11 protein-coding genes are annotated in these 15,103 nt (G+C 70.9%); 7 read left to right on the top strand and 4 right to left on the bottom strand.

All coding sequences use genetic code 11. The features are described 5' to 3' along the window. Nucleotides 1–63: 63 nt before the first annotated feature. Nucleotides 64–2,478, bottom strand: coding sequence for a PQQ-dependent sugar dehydrogenase (locus tag ACWEPL_RS62490; RefSeq protein WP_452442354.1), 2,415 nt, complete (start codon nt 2,476–2,478; stop codon nt 64–66). A 280-nt stretch (nt 2,479–2,758) separates the two neighbouring features. Between ACWEPL_RS62490 and ACWEPL_RS62485 the strand changes: the two genes are divergently transcribed. From ACWEPL_RS62485 to ACWEPL_RS62470, 4 genes are all read left to right on the top strand, one after another. Further along, complete coding sequence (locus tag ACWEPL_RS62485) at nt 2,759–4,309, top strand: glycoside hydrolase family 88 protein (protein ID WP_452442353.1); 1,551 nt, start codon at nt 2,759–2,761, stop codon at nt 4,307–4,309. Between the two features lie 51 nt (nt 4,310–4,360). Beyond that, nucleotides 4,361–5,125, top strand: a complete 765-nt coding sequence (locus ACWEPL_RS62480; RefSeq protein WP_452442352.1) for a C39 family peptidase — start codon at nt 4,361–4,363, stop codon at nt 5,123–5,125. Between the two features lie 115 nt (nt 5,126–5,240). Beyond that, entirely contained in the window at nt 5,241–8,054 is a 2,814-nt protein-coding gene (locus ACWEPL_RS62475; RefSeq protein ID WP_452442351.1) for a BTAD domain-containing putative transcriptional regulator, read from the top strand. Between the two features lie 113 nt (nt 8,055–8,167). Next, nucleotides 8,168–8,719, top strand: coding sequence for a hypothetical protein (locus tag ACWEPL_RS62470; protein ID WP_452442350.1), 552 nt, complete (start codon nt 8,168–8,170; stop codon nt 8,717–8,719). Between the two features lie 61 nt (nt 8,720–8,780). Here the strand turns inward: ACWEPL_RS62470 and ACWEPL_RS62465 are convergent, their stop codons facing one another. Beyond that, complete coding sequence (locus ACWEPL_RS62465) at nt 8,781–9,455, bottom strand: ArsR/SmtB family transcription factor (protein ID WP_452442349.1); 675 nt, start codon at nt 9,453–9,455, stop codon at nt 8,781–8,783. A gap of 460 nt (nt 9,456–9,915) precedes the next feature. On the opposite strand from ACWEPL_RS62465, the gene ACWEPL_RS62460 reads away from it, so the two are divergent. Further along, nucleotides 9,916–10,374, top strand: coding sequence for an STAS domain-containing protein (locus ACWEPL_RS62460; RefSeq protein WP_355210299.1), 459 nt, complete (start codon nt 9,916–9,918; stop codon nt 10,372–10,374). A gap of 559 nt (nt 10,375–10,933) precedes the next feature. Here the strand turns inward: ACWEPL_RS62460 and ACWEPL_RS62455 are convergent. After that, on the bottom strand, nt 10,934–11,914 hold the full coding sequence (locus tag ACWEPL_RS62455) for a hypothetical protein (protein ID WP_363982441.1): 981 nt from the start codon (nt 11,912–11,914) through the stop codon (nt 10,934–10,936). A 656-nt stretch (nt 11,915–12,570) separates the two neighbouring features. Between ACWEPL_RS62455 and ACWEPL_RS62450 the strand changes: the two genes are divergently transcribed. Both ACWEPL_RS62450 and ACWEPL_RS62445 read left to right on the top strand, forming a co-directional pair. Next, nucleotides 12,571–13,194, top strand: coding sequence for an HNH endonuclease family protein (locus tag ACWEPL_RS62450; RefSeq protein WP_452442348.1), 624 nt, complete (start codon nt 12,571–12,573; stop codon nt 13,192–13,194). Nucleotides 13,195–13,714: 520 nt separating this feature from the next. After that, a complete protein-coding gene (locus tag ACWEPL_RS62445) occupies nt 13,715–14,428 on the top strand; it encodes a TetR/AcrR family transcriptional regulator (protein ID WP_355210295.1) in 714 nt (237 codons plus the stop codon). Here ACWEPL_RS62445 and ACWEPL_RS62440 read toward each other — a convergent pair. Beyond that, the gene (locus tag ACWEPL_RS62440) at nt 14,382–14,930 is read right to left on the bottom strand and encodes a hypothetical protein (protein ID WP_452442347.1); all 549 of its coding nucleotides are present in this window, start codon (nt 14,928–14,930) and stop codon (nt 14,382–14,384) included. The genes ACWEPL_RS62445 and ACWEPL_RS62440 overlap by 47 nt on opposite strands. Between the last annotated feature and the right edge of the window lie 173 nt (nt 14,931–15,103).

The following is a 15,103-nucleotide window of genomic DNA, read 5'->3' as shown; positions in this document are numbered from 1 at the left end:
CGGCTCCGGGGCGCGCACCCCGCCACCGCGCGATGGCGCGGCCGCCGGCGATGAGGGGGGTGACTACTGGATGTTGGAGCGGCGGATGGTGTCGGCCGAGCCGTCACCGTTGTTGTCGGAGTTGGTGGAGCCGAACCAGATGGCGTTGGCGCCGGGCACCTTCTCGACCGCGCGGAGCCTGCCGTACGTGCCGTTGAAGTACGAGTTGACCGTCGAGACGTTCTCGCCGTTCAGCACGATGCGCCACAGCCGCTGGCCGCGCAGCGCCGCCATGAAGACCGTGTTGTTGACGATGGCGATGCCGCTCGGCGAGGCCTCGGAGACGCTCCAGGTGTACTTCGGGTTCGTCATGCCGGACGTGCTGCAGGTGCCCTCACAGGTGGGCCAGCCGTAGTTCTTGCCCGGCTGGATGAGGTTGAGCTCGTCACGCGAGGAGTTGCCCAGCTCCGACTCCCACAGCCGGCCGGCCGAGTCCCAGGCCAGGCCCTGCGGGTTGCGGTGGCCGTAGCTGTAGACGCGGGTGCCGAACGGGTTGCCGGGCGCGGCGGCGCCGGTCTTGGTGATGCGCAGGATCTTGCCGTTGAGCGAGTCGAGGTCGGGGGCGTTGCTCGACTGCTGCGCGTCGCCGGTGGTGACGTACAGGTAGCCGTCGGGGCCGAACCTGATGCGCCCGCCGTTGTGGTACCGGTTCTTGTCGATGCCCTGGAGGATGGTGGCGTAGCCGCTGAGCGCGGTGCCGTTGAAGTTCATCTTCACGACCCGGTTGCCCTCGGAGGCGGTGTGCATGAAGAACACCTCCTGGTCGCTCGTGCCGTTCCAGGTGGGCGAGAAGTCCAGGCCCATCAGGCCGCCCTCGCCGTCGGTGGTCTGCACGTTGGGCACGGTGCCGACCTGCGTCTTGGTGCCCGACGGAGTGATCTTGAAGACCTTGAACGTGTCGCGCTCGGTCACCAGCGCGTACGTGCCGTCGGGCACCCAGGAGATGTCCCACGGCACGTCCCAGCCGCCGGCGATGCTGGTCGGCGTCTGCGGCACGGTGCCGCAGGTCCCGGTGGTGAACGACGCGGACGGCGCGCTCGGCGTGGAGAGCTGGTTGGCGCTGTCACGCGCGACCACGTGCACCTGGTACGTGTGCGCGCATTCGAGCGGCACACTGGCCGTCGTGGCGGGCGGGGTGCCGGTCACCGTGGCGAGCACGGCGTTGGTGGCGTTGTCGCGCACGAGGTAGGCCCGCACGCCGTTGTCGTCGGTGGAGGCGCCCCAGGTCACGGTGGCGGAGGCGGACTGCACGCCGCTGACGGTGGGCTGCCCCGGCTGCGAGGGCGGGTTGTCGGCGGGCGCGGGCAGCGTCTGGCAGTTCGCCTCGGGGCTGCTCAGCGACACGTTGCCGGAGGCGTCGCGGGCGAAGACCGACAGCTGGTAGGAGAAGTTCGGGTTGAGCCCGGTCAGCCGGTACGGCGGCGCGGTCGCGGTCGCGATCTGCTGGCCCTGGTGGTAGATGTCGTAGCCCACCACGCCGATGTTGTCGGTGGACGGCGGCCAGTCCAGGGTCAGGGCGTTGTGCGTGATGTCGGAGCACGTCGGCTGGCCCGGCGAGGTCGGCTTCTCGGTGTCGCCGGGGCCGGTGACCCGCAGCCGGTCGAGGTTCGGGCCGCCGTTGTCCGTGGTGGCCGTGGCCCTGACCGTGTTGCCGCCCGCGTTGAGCGGCGCGTTCACGCTGATCTCCTGCCAGGTCGTCCAGGCGCCGGTGCCGGGGAAGGACCGGGCGGTGGCGACCGCGGCGCCGTTGACGGCGATGGTCATCGGCCGGTCGGTGGTGGTGCCGTTGGCGAAGCGGAAGGTCAGGCTCTGGGTGCCGGCGGCGGCCGCGCTGACGGCGAACTCGACGTAGGAGCCGGTGACGTTGTCGTAGTTGACGAACCCGGAGCCGGTGAATCCGGCGTGGTTCGACTCGACGACGCCCTGCGAGATCGTCCCGGACTCGGCCTGGTAATCGGTGAAGTTCGAGGACTGGACCTCGGCGTCGAGGTAGTCCCAGTTCGGGTTGCCGCCCGCGCCGGTGGCGGTGGCCCTGATCGTGTTCGTGCCCGCGGTGACCTGGGCGGTCAGCGTGATCGTGGTCCAGGTGGTCCAGGCGCCGGTGGCGGGGAAGGACCGGGCGGCGGCGACGGTCGTGCCGTTGACCGCGATGTCGCTGGGGCGGTCGGCGCCGGTGCCGTTGGCGTAGCGGAAGGCCAGCGTGGCCGTTCCCGCGGCGGGCGCGTTGATCGTCCATTGTGTGTAGGAGCCGGCGACGTTGTCCCCGTTGACGAAACCGGTGCCGGAGTAGCCGGCGTGGTTGGACTCGACGACGCCTTGGGAGATCGTCGCGTTCTCGGCTTCGTACCGGGTGGGCGCCGCGTCCGCCGGGAGGGCCGTGGCCATTCCCAGGGCGAGTAAGCAGGCGATGACGCAGGCCCGGGACTTGCTGAAGTTCATCGGGCGCTCCTGGCTGAGAGTGATGCCGGGTGTAAGAGAGGGGAGCTTTCCAAACGTTTGCCATAAACCGTCAGCCTCGTCAATAGTTGGAACGGTCCATTGCTTAGGAAAGTTTCCTAACTTTGTTGCATCGATACATCGGATGACATTGACCGGTAGACAGGGCACCACGCCGGGATGTATCCCTGAAATGCGCAAGGAGATCGGAGCCATGGGCCTCCGATCGTGCAGGACCGCACCGGCGGCACGGCATCACAGCTCGTCAGACCCGGAGTGATACATGGGACGTCTTCGCGCAATCACCGCCACGGCACTCGGCGGCCTGTTATTTCTGCAACCGGTTGCCGTCAGCTCGGCCGCGGCGGCCACCCTCTACGAGGCCGAGAACGGGACGATCTCGCAGGGGGTCGTGGAGTCGAACCACGCCGGGTTCACCGGCTCGGGGTTCGTCAACCTCGACAACGTCACCGGCTCCTCCGTCGAGTGGACCATCCAGGCGGCGGACCCCGGCCCGGTCACGCTCGCCCTCCGCTACGCCAACGGGACGGCCGCCGACCGCCCGATGACCGTCACCGCCGGCGGCACCGGCACCACCCTGTCCTTCCCCGGCACTGGCGCCTGGACCACCTGGCGGACCGTCACCGTACGGGTCACGCTGACAGCCGGCGCGAACGCGGTCAAGGCCACGGCCACCACGTCCAACGGCGGCCCTAACCTCGACTCGCTGAGCGTGGACCCCTCCTCGGCGGGCACCGACTGGTCCAGGGCGATGGTCGACTCCACGATGGCCCGCTTCTCCCCCGGCACGCTCGGCGGCTGGAGCTACCCGCAGGGCCTCTACCTCTGGGGCCAGTACCTCGTCTACCAGCGCACGGGCGAGCCCCGCTACCTGCAGTACATCAAGGACTGGGCCGACCGGTTCGTGGACTCCTCCGGCGGCATCTCCCAGACCTTCGGCAACCTCGACAGCATGCAGGCCGGCAACGTCCTGCTCGCCCTCTACCGAGAGACCGGGCAGGCCCGCTACCGCACGGCCGCGGCCAAGATCAGGACCCGGCTGAACACGTACCCGCGCACCTCCGACGGCGGCTGGTGGCACTCCACCTCCACCTCCCGCGAGGGCCAGCTCTGGGGTGACGGCGTCTACATGGCCGACCCGTTCCTCGCCCGGTACGGCGCCTGGGTGGCGGCCGACTCCTTCACCAGCGCCGAGCCGGCCAAGCAGCTCGAGATCTACTGGAGCCACCTGCGCCGCACGTCGGGCCAGGCCGCCGGGCTGCTGTACCACGCCTACGACGAGCCGGGCGGCCCCACCGCGTCCTGGGTCAAACCCTCCCTGGGCAACACGAACGGGATCTCCTGGTGCCGGGCGATGGGCTGGTTCGGGATGGCCGTGACCGACATCCTCGAGCTGATCCCGGCCGACCATCCGCGCCGGGCGGCGCTCATCGACATCCTGCGCGAGCTCGTGCCCGCTTACGCCCGCTGGCAGGACCCGGCCACGGGCCGCTGGTGGCAGGTGGTCACCGAGCCGTCGAACCCGTCGAACTGGACGGAGACGTCGTGCTCGGCGATGTACACGTACACGATCTCGCGGGCGGTCGAGCGCGGGTACGTGGACGCCTCCTACCGCGCGAACGCCGAACGCGGCTACCAGGGAGTGCTCTCCCAGGTGTCGCTCGGCTCCGACGGGCGGACCAACCTCGTGGGCGTCAGCGAGGGCACCAACGCCAGCGACTCGCTCGCCTACTACTTCGGGCGTGCCCGGCCGGTCAACGACTTCCACGGGCTGGGGGCGTTCCTCATCATGAACGAACAACTGAGCCGCTGAAGTGTGTATTTTGGTCACTTCCGTATCGCCTGCAACACGGAGAGAGACCGCGTGCGTTCCGCAAGACTCGTCCTCGGCGCCGCCCTCGCCGCCTATGTCCTGCCCGTCGCCACCCCACCCGCGGCGGCCGCGCCGCTCGTCGCCGGGTCCGCGACCGCGCCGCTCGTCGCCGGGTCCGCGACCGTGCCGCTCGTCGCCGGGTCCGCGACCGTGCCGCTCGTCGCCGGGTCCGCGACCGTGCTGCCCCCGGTCAGGGTGCAGCTCGCGGTGCCCGCCGCGGTCTCGGTGGGGATCAAGGGGCAGGCTCAGCGGACCAGCTACTACTGCGCCCCGGCGTCCAGCGCGATCGTGCTGCGCGCGTTCGGCGTCAGGCGCGGTCAGGACCAGCTGGCCGAGGAGATGAAGACGAGCGCCGAGGCCCGCTCGACCAAGCGGGAGAACACGCTGGCCGTGCTCAACGCGTACGTCGGGCCGGAGGGCTACCAGTTCCGGCTCACGTACGCGAAGGACGACCCCGCCGCGCTGATGGCGCAGGTCTCCCAGGCGGTCGGCGTGCTCGGGAAGCCCACGATCGTCGCGGTCCTCGGCAACCGGCTGCCCTGGAGCAGGAAGAAGCGCGACTTCGGCCACGCCATCGTCGCCTACGGCTACGACACCGCGAAGGGCACGATCACCGTCTGGGACCCGAACGCGCGCCGGGGCGCCACCGGCACTCACGTGATCCCCGCCAAGGACCTGGCCGCCGTCGTCTTCGACATCCCCGGCAGAGGGATCGGCGGGGTGTTCGAGCTGTCCAAGCCGCTCCTGCCCCGGTGACGGCCCGCAGTGACAGCCCGCGGTGACGGCCCGCAGTGACGGCCCGCGGTGACGGCCCGCGGTGACGGCCCGCGGTGACGGCCCGCGGTGACGGCCGCGCCCTAGGATGAGTCCCGTGGGGGTCGAGTTCGGGATCCTGGGCGAGGTCAGCGCGTGGGCGGACGGCCGGCCGATCAACCTCGGGCCCGCGCGGCAACGCTGCGTGCTGGCGGCCCTCCTCGTCGACGCCAACCGTCCCGTCTCCCTCGACCAGCTGACCGACCGCGTCTGGGGCGACGCCCCGCCGCAACGGGCCGCGGGCACGCTGCACAGCTACCTGTCCCGCCTGCGCTCCATCCTGTCCCCCTCCGACGGCATCCACCGCAGCGCCGCCGGCTACCTCCTGCGGGTGCGGGAGGAGGCGGTGGACCTCCACCGCTTCCGCGCGCTGCTGGCCCGGGCGCGGGCGAGCGACGACCGGGAGGCCGCCCGGCTGTACGGGGTCGCGCTCGGCCTGTGGCGCGGGGAGCCGTTCGCCGACCTGGACACCCCGTGGCTGGCGGCCCTGCGCCACACGCTCCAGACCGAACGCCTGTCCGCCCGGCTCGACCACCACGACGTCCAGCTCCGGCTGGGCCGGCACGCCGAGCTGCTGCCCGAGCTGGCCGTACTGGCCGATCGCCACCCGCTCGACGAGCGCCTCGTCGGGCAGCTCATCCTCGCCCTCTACCGCAACGGCCGCCAGGCCGAGGCGCTCGACCGCTACGAGCGGACCCGCCGCCGGCTGGCCGACGAGCTGGGCGCCGATCCCGGCCCCGACCTGCGGCGGCTGCACCTGCGGATGCTCACCGCCGAGACCACGCTCACCCCGCGCCCCGTACCGGTGCCCCGCCAGCTCCCCCCGCCGCCGCCGTCGTTCGCGGGGCGCTCGCGCGAGCTGGCCGCCCTCGACCGGATCATGGCCGCGTCCGGGAACACGGTGGTGATCTCCGCCATCGGCGGCACGGGCGGCGTCGGCAAGACCTGGCTCGCCCTGCACTGGGCGCACGGCAACCTACCCCGCTTCCCCGACGGCCAGCTGTACGTGAACCTGCGCGGCTTCGACCCCTCCGACGCGCCCATGCCGCCCGAGACGGCGGTGCGCGGCTTCCTCGACGCCCTGGGCGTGGACGCCGCCGCGGTGCCCGTCGGCCTGGAGGCGCAGGCCGCGCTCTACCGCAGCCTGGTGGCGGGCAAGCGGATGCTGATCGTGCTCGACAACGCCCGCGACACCGACCAGGTGACCCCGCTGCTGCCCGGCAGCCCGTCCTGCGCGGTGCTGGTCACCAGCCGCCGTCAGCTGCCCGGCCTCATCACCGGCCACGGCGCCCGGCCCATCCCCCTCGACGCCTTCGACCCGGAGGAGGCCCGCCAGGCGATCACCGGCCTGCTGGGCGAGGAGCGGGTGCGGGCCGAGCCGGACGCGGTGGCCGACCTGCTCGACCGCTGCGGCGGGCTGCCGCTGGCGCTGGGCATCGTCGCGGCCCGCGCCCGCATGCATCCCGGCTTCCCGCTGGCCGTGCTCGCCGGGCAGCTGCGCGAGGACTCCTCCCGGCTCGACCTCCTGGACGCCGGGGAGCAGACGGCCAGCCTCCGCGCGGTCTTCTCCTGGTCCTACCGGGCGCTCACGCCGCCGGCCGCGCGCCTGTTCAGGCTGCTGGGGAGCGCGTTCGGCCCGGATCTCGGCGGCGCGGCGGCGGCTAGCCTGGCCGGGCTCACGGGCGGCGCGGTGCGGGCGCTGCTCGGGGAGCTCGTACGGGCGCACCTCGTCACCGAGAACGTCGCCGACCGTTTCACCATGCACGACCTGTTACGCGCCTACGCCGCCGAACAGGACCTCCCCACCTCCCCCGCCGACCCCGCCATCTACGGCCCCAGCTCCTCCTCCTCCTCCTCCTCCTCCTCCTCCTCCTCCTCCTCCTCCTCCGATCAGCGGCGGGCCGCGACGTGCCGCCTGCTCGACCACTACCTGCACACGGCCCACGCCGCAGCCCTGATCATCAACCGCAGCCGGCAGCCGCTGACCCTGGACGAGCCCTCTCCGGGGACGTCCCCGGAGAACCCGGCGGACCACGACCAGGCGATGGAATGGTTCGCCACCGAGCACCCCACGCTCATGGCTGCCGTCCGGCACGCCGCCGACACCGGCCTCGGCACCCGCGCGTGGCAGATCGGCTGGACGCTCAGCGACTACCTGGACCGCCAGGGGCGCTGGCTCGACCTGCTCGCCGCCCACAGCGCCGCGCTCGCCGTCGCCCGGCGGCAGGCGGACCGGTTCGGCGAGGCCCAGTCCCACGCCGGGGCCAGCCGCGCCCTCATCCGGCTCGGCCGGCTCGACGACGCGCGGGCCTACCTGGAGCGGGCGATCGCCCTGTTCACCGAGCTGGGCGACCGTGACGGCCGGACCCGTGCGCATCTGGGCCTCGGCTTCATCCACCAGAAGCAGGACCGGCCCCGCGCCGCCCTCGAACAGTTCCATCAGGCCCTCGCGCTCCACCGCGAGGCGGGCAACGAGGCGGGCGCGGCCTTGTTCCTCAACTCGATCGGCTACCAGCTCGTCCTGCTCGGCGAGTACGAGGAGGCCATCCCGTACTGCCAGGAGGCCCTGGACCTGCACGCGAAGCTGAGTTACCGGCACGGCCAGGCCAGCGCGGGCGACAGCCTCGCCTACGCCTACCACCACCTCGGCCGCTTCGCCGAGGCCGCCGAGCTCTATCAGCGTTCCATCGGCCTGTTCCAGGAGGTCGGCGACCGCTGGCACGAGGCCGACACCACCGTCCACCTCGGCGAGATGTACGACGCCGCCGGCGACCGCGCCGCCGCCCTCGACACGTTCCGCCGCGCGCTGGAGCTGCTGGAGCAGCTCAACCACCCGGACGCCGACCGCCTGCGCACACGGCTGGCCGAGTAACCCTTAGACGTTACTCGAAATGGAAAAGGCGGTTACACAACGCACTGTTAGCTTGGCCGGGCATTGCCATCCATATGGAGGGAAACAGCTTCATGGCTATATCGTTCGGCCGCATGACCCGCCCCGTCGGCCTCGGGCTCGCCGTGGCGCTCGGCGCCACGCTGTCCTTCGGGATCGCCAGGCAGGCGTCCGCCACGACGGCGTCGTCGGCGCAGAGCGTCGCCGAGCAGCGGGTGAAGGTCTACGAGCTGGTGACGAAGGACGGCGGCTTCTTCTACACCAGCAACGAGGCGGAGAAGGAAAGCGCGATCACCAAGCACGGCTGGTCACTGACCCAGACCCCGATGTACTACATCTCGCGTGCCCCCTTCGCCGGCGGCAAGCCGCTCTACCGGCTGCGCTGGGAAAGCAAGGCCTCCTACATCGTGACCGGCTCCGTCACGGAGCGGGAGTCGCTCGTGAACTCGGGCAAGTTCCGCTACGAGGGCATCCTCGGGTACGCGCCCGCCGCGGCCTCCGCCGGTGAGACGGTGAAGATCTTCCGCCTGTCGAACAACAACAAGTGGCGCCTCGCCATCGAATCGCACACCCAGAAGATCCTGGCCAACGAGCCGGGCTGGACGCTCGACGGCCCGCTGTTCAACCAGTTCACCAAGGCCGGCTGAGCAGCAGTTCGCTGAACGGGGGCGCGCCGGATCACGAGCGCTCCCGTTCCCCTTGGGGGATTCAGCGGAGGCACAGCTCCAGGAGCGCCCCCGCCCGGGGTGTGCGGTCGATCCACACCTCGCGGCCCCGGCGCTCACGGGCGATGAGCCGCGCCGCGACCAGCCGGTCACAGTGGAACGTCAGGCTGCTGGGCGGGATGTTCATGCCGCCGGCCAGCGTGGCCATGGTCATGGGCCGGTCGAGCGTGCGCAGCAGCTCCGCCCGTACGGGTCCCACGAGCTCCGAGAGGTCGTCGCAGTCCGTACGCCACAGCCTCCCGGCCGCGGGAACCGGATACGCGATCCACACGGTCTCCGGATCGTCCAGCCCGACGATCAGCGCGTCCTTGCCCGCCAGCATCGGCACGAGCACCAGCGACCGGTCCCCCAGCTCGTGGACACCGGCCGCGACCCCCTCGATGACCAGGCCGTTCTCGTCACGGACGAGCCGCCCGGCGAGCGAGCCGAGCAGCGCGTCCGCCCCACCGCGCACGCTCGCGACGCCCACCCGCGCGACCTCCCTGTCAAGGAGCGGGCGCGCCCTGCTCCACAGCGGCTCGGCGACGGCCCACACGTCGGCGAGCGCGCCCGCGTACCCGCGCAGCCAGCGGTCTGGCCGGTCGGCGGCGGCCCGCCAGTGCGCGGGCAGCGGCCCGAACGCCTGCTCCAGGTCCTTGAGCAGGAGGTCGGGCGGCATGTCATGCAAGCGATCGATCTGCTCCTGGACGGATACGTCACCGACGGGGACACACGGTACGACGCTGTCCGGCACCACCGCATGGCCGGGTGCGCCCAGCGGCCGTACCGCCTCCTTCGACCGCCAGCCGGACCGTGCCTGAACCGCCCTTCGCCACGATTGAGGCAGACCGCGATAACGGCCCGCGAGCGCATCCGTGATCATGGCGAGCACGGTCAAACTCGGGGAGAGCGACACCGAAATTCGCGGCGTCGCGGATATTCGTATTTCCGTCCGTTCCCGCGCGCTGAATATGTCCGACCGCCAATCACTCGTCCCGTACGTTCCACTGTGCCGGGCTGGTCTTGCACGGATCGTGTGGGTTCCATGAATCCCCTGCTCACCTCGGGCGTGCCGGGCGCGAGGCCCCGGCCGGAAAGAAGTAAGTGCTGATGTCTAGGCGAAAGGCGGGCGCCCGGATATGGTGCGATACGGGCAAGCCATAACAGTGCATCGTCTCCGGACTCCGATCGGTGGGCACCGCATGCCGGATCTGACGTTCGCCATTCAGAGATTGCCGGGCGTGAGCGTGATCTCGGTGGCCGGCGAGGTCGACGTCGCGACCGCCGGCCAGCTCGATCGTCATATCCGCGGCAGCAGGCGGCAGCCCGGCGAGCACGTGGTGATCGACCTCAGCGAGGCGCAGTTCCTGGGCAGCGCGGGCCTGCGCGTCCTGCTCAACACCCACGCCTTCGCCCGCCAGCACGGCGGCAGCCTGCACCTGGCCGCCCCCGATCCGAAGCTGGCCCGGATCATGGAACTCACGTGGGCGCACACCGTCCTGCACGTGCACACCACGGTGGAAGAGGCCGTCCTCGCCGCACTGGGCGGCACGACCCACGAATCACTCGGCCCCGTCGACGCCGGCGACCCTTGTTGAGCTGCGCGCTTCTCTCATCGAAGGGAGCCGCTCACCGGGCGTCGGCCCGCACGGTGGTCTGAGGGAGCCCACTCACCGAGCATCGACCTCGAACCCACAGCCTCCGGCCACCGCGCCAATCCGAACCCGCAGCCCCCGGCCACCGCGCCGCTCCGAACCCACCAACCGCCAGTCGCCGCGCCGTCGGTCAACTGACCGCGAAGGCGGGGCAGCGACGTTCCAGAGCGACGCACCAGTGGACCCACGGCTCACGGTCAACGGCTCACGGCTCACCGCCCACCGCTCACCGCTCACGGCCGGCATCAGCCCATCCGGTCCGGGCGGCGTCCGCGGGGAAGCGCACGTGTCAGGTGCGGCGCGTACCAACCGGGCGGACCCTGACCGGTGAGCGCAACCAAGCGCGCGGGCCGCGAGCACGCCCACCACGACACCCGCCACGACGGCGACCACGCCCGCACGCGCCGTCCCCCGGACCACTGATCGCCCACTGCCCGCACCCGGCCTGACAGCCTTACCCCTGCAACCAGACCCACCGCGCCGTCGTCGCCCTCCCGCGCGGTCAGTTGACCGACGGCGCGGCGACCGGCACCCGCCCCTCGTACGGGTCGACGCGGTTGAGCGCACCCCTGGCGATGTCCGCCACATCGGAGTCCTCGAACTCCTCGGTCAGCGGAATGCCCAGGCGCTCGAACAGCTGACGCGTCTCGTCCACGGTCGGCCGGGCGCTCAGCTGCGGCGCTTTCGCCACGTCCAGCAGTTTGGTCTGGTCGAGGCTGTTGTGCAGCTCGATGGACCACGGGTTGTAATGCGGGCTGTTCTGCGGAATGGCGAGGCCGGGAAACTCGGGACCGCGCTGGGTGATCACCAGATTGTGCTTGGTGAGGTCACAGCGGAACAGCGAGATGGTACGGGACAGGCCGATCCGCAACTCCAGCACCTGGCTGTTGTGCTGCCGGTACCAGCAGGCGGCCAGGATCGTCGAATAGACGTCCTTGCGCGTGCCCAGAGACGTCCACCCTTTCTCCTCGGCGCCGTCGTCGGCGAGACTGAGGTGCAGCTGGGTGTACTCCGCGCACAGAGGTTCGTCCGTCGGATCGATTAATTCCAGCAGGAAACGCAGTTTGCTGCGCTTCCTCTTGGCCCGCTCAACGCATTCGGGCAGCGTCACCGCCCGGATAAACGTGCCCGTGCCCCCTTTGAACAGCCACATATCGCTGCCCGCCCGCGCCTCCTCAAGAAGCCGGGTGATGGCCGCCCCGTTGAGCGACTTGACCGAGTCGCCGCTGGCCAGCAATCGCCACATTCCGTCGGTCGTACGCGCGACAGTATCAAGCTGGTCGGCCACCCGGGCCTGCCTGTTCCTGTCCCTGATCCAGACGAACGCGAGCAGGGCCAGCACCGGCAGAATCAGCTGGTCCGATTGTCCGTCTTTGAGCACATCGAGCAGATCGAGCACACTGACGGCAGCGGCGACGAGCAGCACGATGCCGAGATCCACGTTGGAGACTGCGGCACGGAGCCGCGCCTTGACGTTCGCCATGTCTGTCGTTTAGCGGTCCGAACGCTCCCCGTCAAGCCTTGATCACACTACGGGTACGCCTACGGCGACCTGGGGCTTCCGATTACGCCCGCGCCATTCTCCACCACCACCCAAATCGTCGGCTCGGCAACCCTGGATGGGCGAAACTCATCGACATAACCCACCCTGAATCCCGGCCGAGCGAATTACCGGAATATTCGCCCAGTCGAAGCCCGTTTCGACGGCCACTTTCTGGCCTTCGACGACGTGTCAACCAGAACAGCGGCAACGTGGCGCGCAGTCACCGGCCTCCCCCGGTCGAGGCGGCGGGGACGCGAGCCGAACCGTCCGGATCCCGACTCCGCGCCCTGTCGCGCACGGCCTTCGACAGAGGTCCGGCGTACTCGCAACGAGAGGACGCCGACGGTCGCGGCTCCAGGTACGCAATGACAGGGCGATGAACGCCGCTCCAACATTGACAGGCGGACTTGTGACTGCATGACCGTTCATGTCAGTAGTCGCCCGACGCCTCCATGCGAGCTCGGCAAACCTGGCCATATATGGACTAATGCGGACAATGACACGGTCGAGGTGCCCGCCCTCCTCGCCCCTGACCGGCACCTGTGGCCGGCCGAGGACGGCGGCAGAAGGGCCCACCCCCCATGTACCGCGACCGCGTGTTACCCGCCGCCCTGACCATTGCCTGCGCCGCCACCCTCACCCTCACCGCCACCGCCCAACCCGCCGCCGCGATCCCCCCGAACATCCCCTCCGCCGGCACCGCCGCCGCCCGCCTCGCCGAGCTCACGGTGGCGGCCGAATCTCACAGCAGCACGTACGACCGCGACCTGTTCCCGCACTGGATCACGATCAGCGGCTCCTGCAACACCCGCGAGGAAGTGCTCAAGCGCGACGGCACCAACGTCGTGACCAACTCCTCCTGCGCCGCCACCTCCGGCTCCTGGTACAGCCCGTACGACGGCGCTACCTGGACCGCCGCCTCCGACGTGGACATAGACCACATGGTCCCGCTCGCCGAAGCCTGGGCCTCGGGCGCCTGGGCGTGGACCACCTCCCGCCGCCAGCAGTTCGCCAACGACCTGGGCGGGCCCCAGCTGTGGGCCGTCACGGACAACGTCAACCAGTCCAAGTCGGACCAGGACCCGGCGGAGTGGCAGCCGCCCCGCACCGCCGAACGCTGCCGGTACGCCCGCGCCTGGATCCAGGTGAAGTGGTACTGGGGGCTGAGCACCGACAGCACGGAGAAGGCGGCACTGGGCAGCATGCTCACCTCCTGCTGACCCCCATCCCCGTTGCCCGCGCCCCTACCTCACGGACCTCTCTCGTGCCCGTCCCTGTGGCTGGCACGCGGGAGGTCCGTCGTCGGCGACCGGGGAGCGATGAGCTCGCGTGATTCGGGACAAATGGCTCGGGAAGCAACGAGCCGGGAGCCAGCGAGCCGGGCAACGGGCAGGCGCTCGGGTGGGGGCAGGCGCTCGGGTGGAGCGGTGGCGAGAGAGTGGGATGGGCGGGCGCGGAGTAGGCGGGCGCGAGATGGGCGGCTGTCGGGGTGGCCGCTGCGGGGACGCCGACGCCGTGAACGCGGACGCCGTGAACGCGAGAGCGGGATGGGCGAACACGGAGCGGCCGAACGCGAGATGGGCGGCTGTCGGGGTGGGCACTGCGGGCGTGAGCACCGTGCGGCCGATAGTCGCGCGGGCGGCTGAACGTGCGAGCGGGTGACCGTGCGAGCCGGTGAGCGCGCAGGCCGGTGACCGTGCGAGCCGGTGAGCGCGCAGGCGGGGCGGTAGGTTGGGGGGCATGCCGCGTGACACCCTGACCCGGGACCAGATCGTCCGGGCCGCCGTCTCGGTGCTGGACGCCGAGGGTGTGGACGGGCTGAACATGCGGCGTCTGGGCACCCAGCTAGGCGCGGCGGCCACGGCCATGTACTGGCACGTCAAGAGCAAGGACGAGCTGGTCGTGCTGGCCGCCGACCACGTGTGGGACGAGATCGAGCTGCCCGACCCCGACGAGGTCGGCTGGCGGGCGGCCGCGGCGGCGCTGGCCGCCGGTGCGCACGGCATGCTGGGCCGGCACTTCTGGATGCTCCCGGCCATGAGCACCCATCTCCTCCACGGCCCCAACAAGGCCCGCTACGACGACCGCTGCCTGGCCGTCTACGAGGCCGCCGGGTTCAGTGGGCCGGACGTGGACCAGGCGGCGGCGACCGTGCTCATGTTCGTCATCGGCGCCGCGCAGGGTGAGGCGGCCGAGCTGGCGTGGCGGGCCCGGCTCCGCAGGGCGGGGGCGGACGAGGAGCAGCAGCTGCGCGCCACCGTCGCGCGCATCAGCGAGATCGCCGAGCAGTTCCCCCGGCTGCGGGCCCGCGCCACGCCGTCGGTGGAGGCCGCCCGTTCCCTGCCGGACGAGGACTCGTTCGAGTTCGGGCTGCGGACGATCCTCGACGGGCTGGACGCGCGGCTGGCTAATGGAAGTACGCGCTCGCGGCCGGAGTCGCCAGCAGGACGATGACGGCCGCCGAACCCGCGGCCGTCAGCACGAACCGGAGCACGATCAACGGTCGCAGGATCGCGGGGAACGCCTCCCGTGCCGCGCGCACCACCGCTCTCCCGTCGAGCTCCCGCACGCCCGGCTCCTCGGACTTCTTGAAGGCCGCCTCGACGTAGCGGGACGCGAAGACCTGGGTGCCGGTGACGAACGCGCCCGCGGTCATGAGGAGCGCGGCGGCGATCCACGACAGGACCCGGCCCACCCCGCTGCCCGCGAGGCCGAGTGAGGCCAGCGTCGCCAGGGCGGCGCAGATGGCGAGGGGGAACAGCAGCTCCACGACGCTCTCGGCGAACTTGACCCCGTGCCGGGCAAGCACCCCCGCAGGCAGGCCCTGCCGGGTCACGACCGCCTCGGCCGCGCGCTGGGCCCGCTCCCCGTGCGTGTGGACGAGGACGGGCAGGACGAGGAACAGCACCGCGAGCGCGTACTGCAGCGTGGACGCGATGACGACGGAAACCGGCATGGGGCCCTCCCGGGACGACTACTTGCACAATGTTCAAGTCCGACGATAGGAAGGACTTGAACATTGTGCAAGTCACGAGAGGGTCAGCGGTAGGCGGTGGCCTGGAGGGTGTAGAGGTCGGCGTAGAGGCCGTTGAGGGACATCAGGGTGTGGTGGTCGCCCTGTTCGGTGAT

It is taken from the genome of Nonomuraea sp. NPDC004186 (assembly GCF_053603495.1).
This window is presented reverse-complemented; position numbering and strand designations above follow the sequence as displayed.

Coding starts and splice junctions, on each gene's coding strand:
- ACWEPL_RS62490 (WP_452442354.1), bottom strand. CDS start 2,478: ATGAACTTCAGCAAGTCCCGGGCCTGCGTCATCGCCTGCTTACTCGCC.
- ACWEPL_RS62485 (WP_452442353.1), top strand. CDS start 2,759: ATGGGACGTCTTCGCGCAATCACCGCCACGGCACTCGGCGGCCTGTTA.
- ACWEPL_RS62470 (WP_452442350.1), top strand. CDS start 8,168: ATGACCCGCCCCGTCGGCCTCGGGCTCGCCGTGGCGCTCGGCGCCACG.
- ACWEPL_RS62465 (WP_452442349.1), bottom strand. CDS start 9,455: ATGCCGCCCGACCTCCTGCTCAAGGACCTGGAGCAGGCGTTCGGGCCG.
- ACWEPL_RS62460 (WP_355210299.1), top strand. CDS start 9,916: ATGGTGCGATACGGGCAAGCCATAACAGTGCATCGTCTCCGGACTCCG.
- ACWEPL_RS62455 (WP_363982441.1), bottom strand. CDS start 11,914: ATGGCGAACGTCAAGGCGCGGCTCCGTGCCGCAGTCTCCAACGTGGAT.
- ACWEPL_RS62445 (WP_355210295.1), top strand. CDS start 13,715: ATGCCGCGTGACACCCTGACCCGGGACCAGATCGTCCGGGCCGCCGTC.
- ACWEPL_RS62440 (WP_452442347.1), bottom strand. CDS start 14,930: ATGCCGGTTTCCGTCGTCATCGCGTCCACGCTGCAGTACGCGCTCGCG.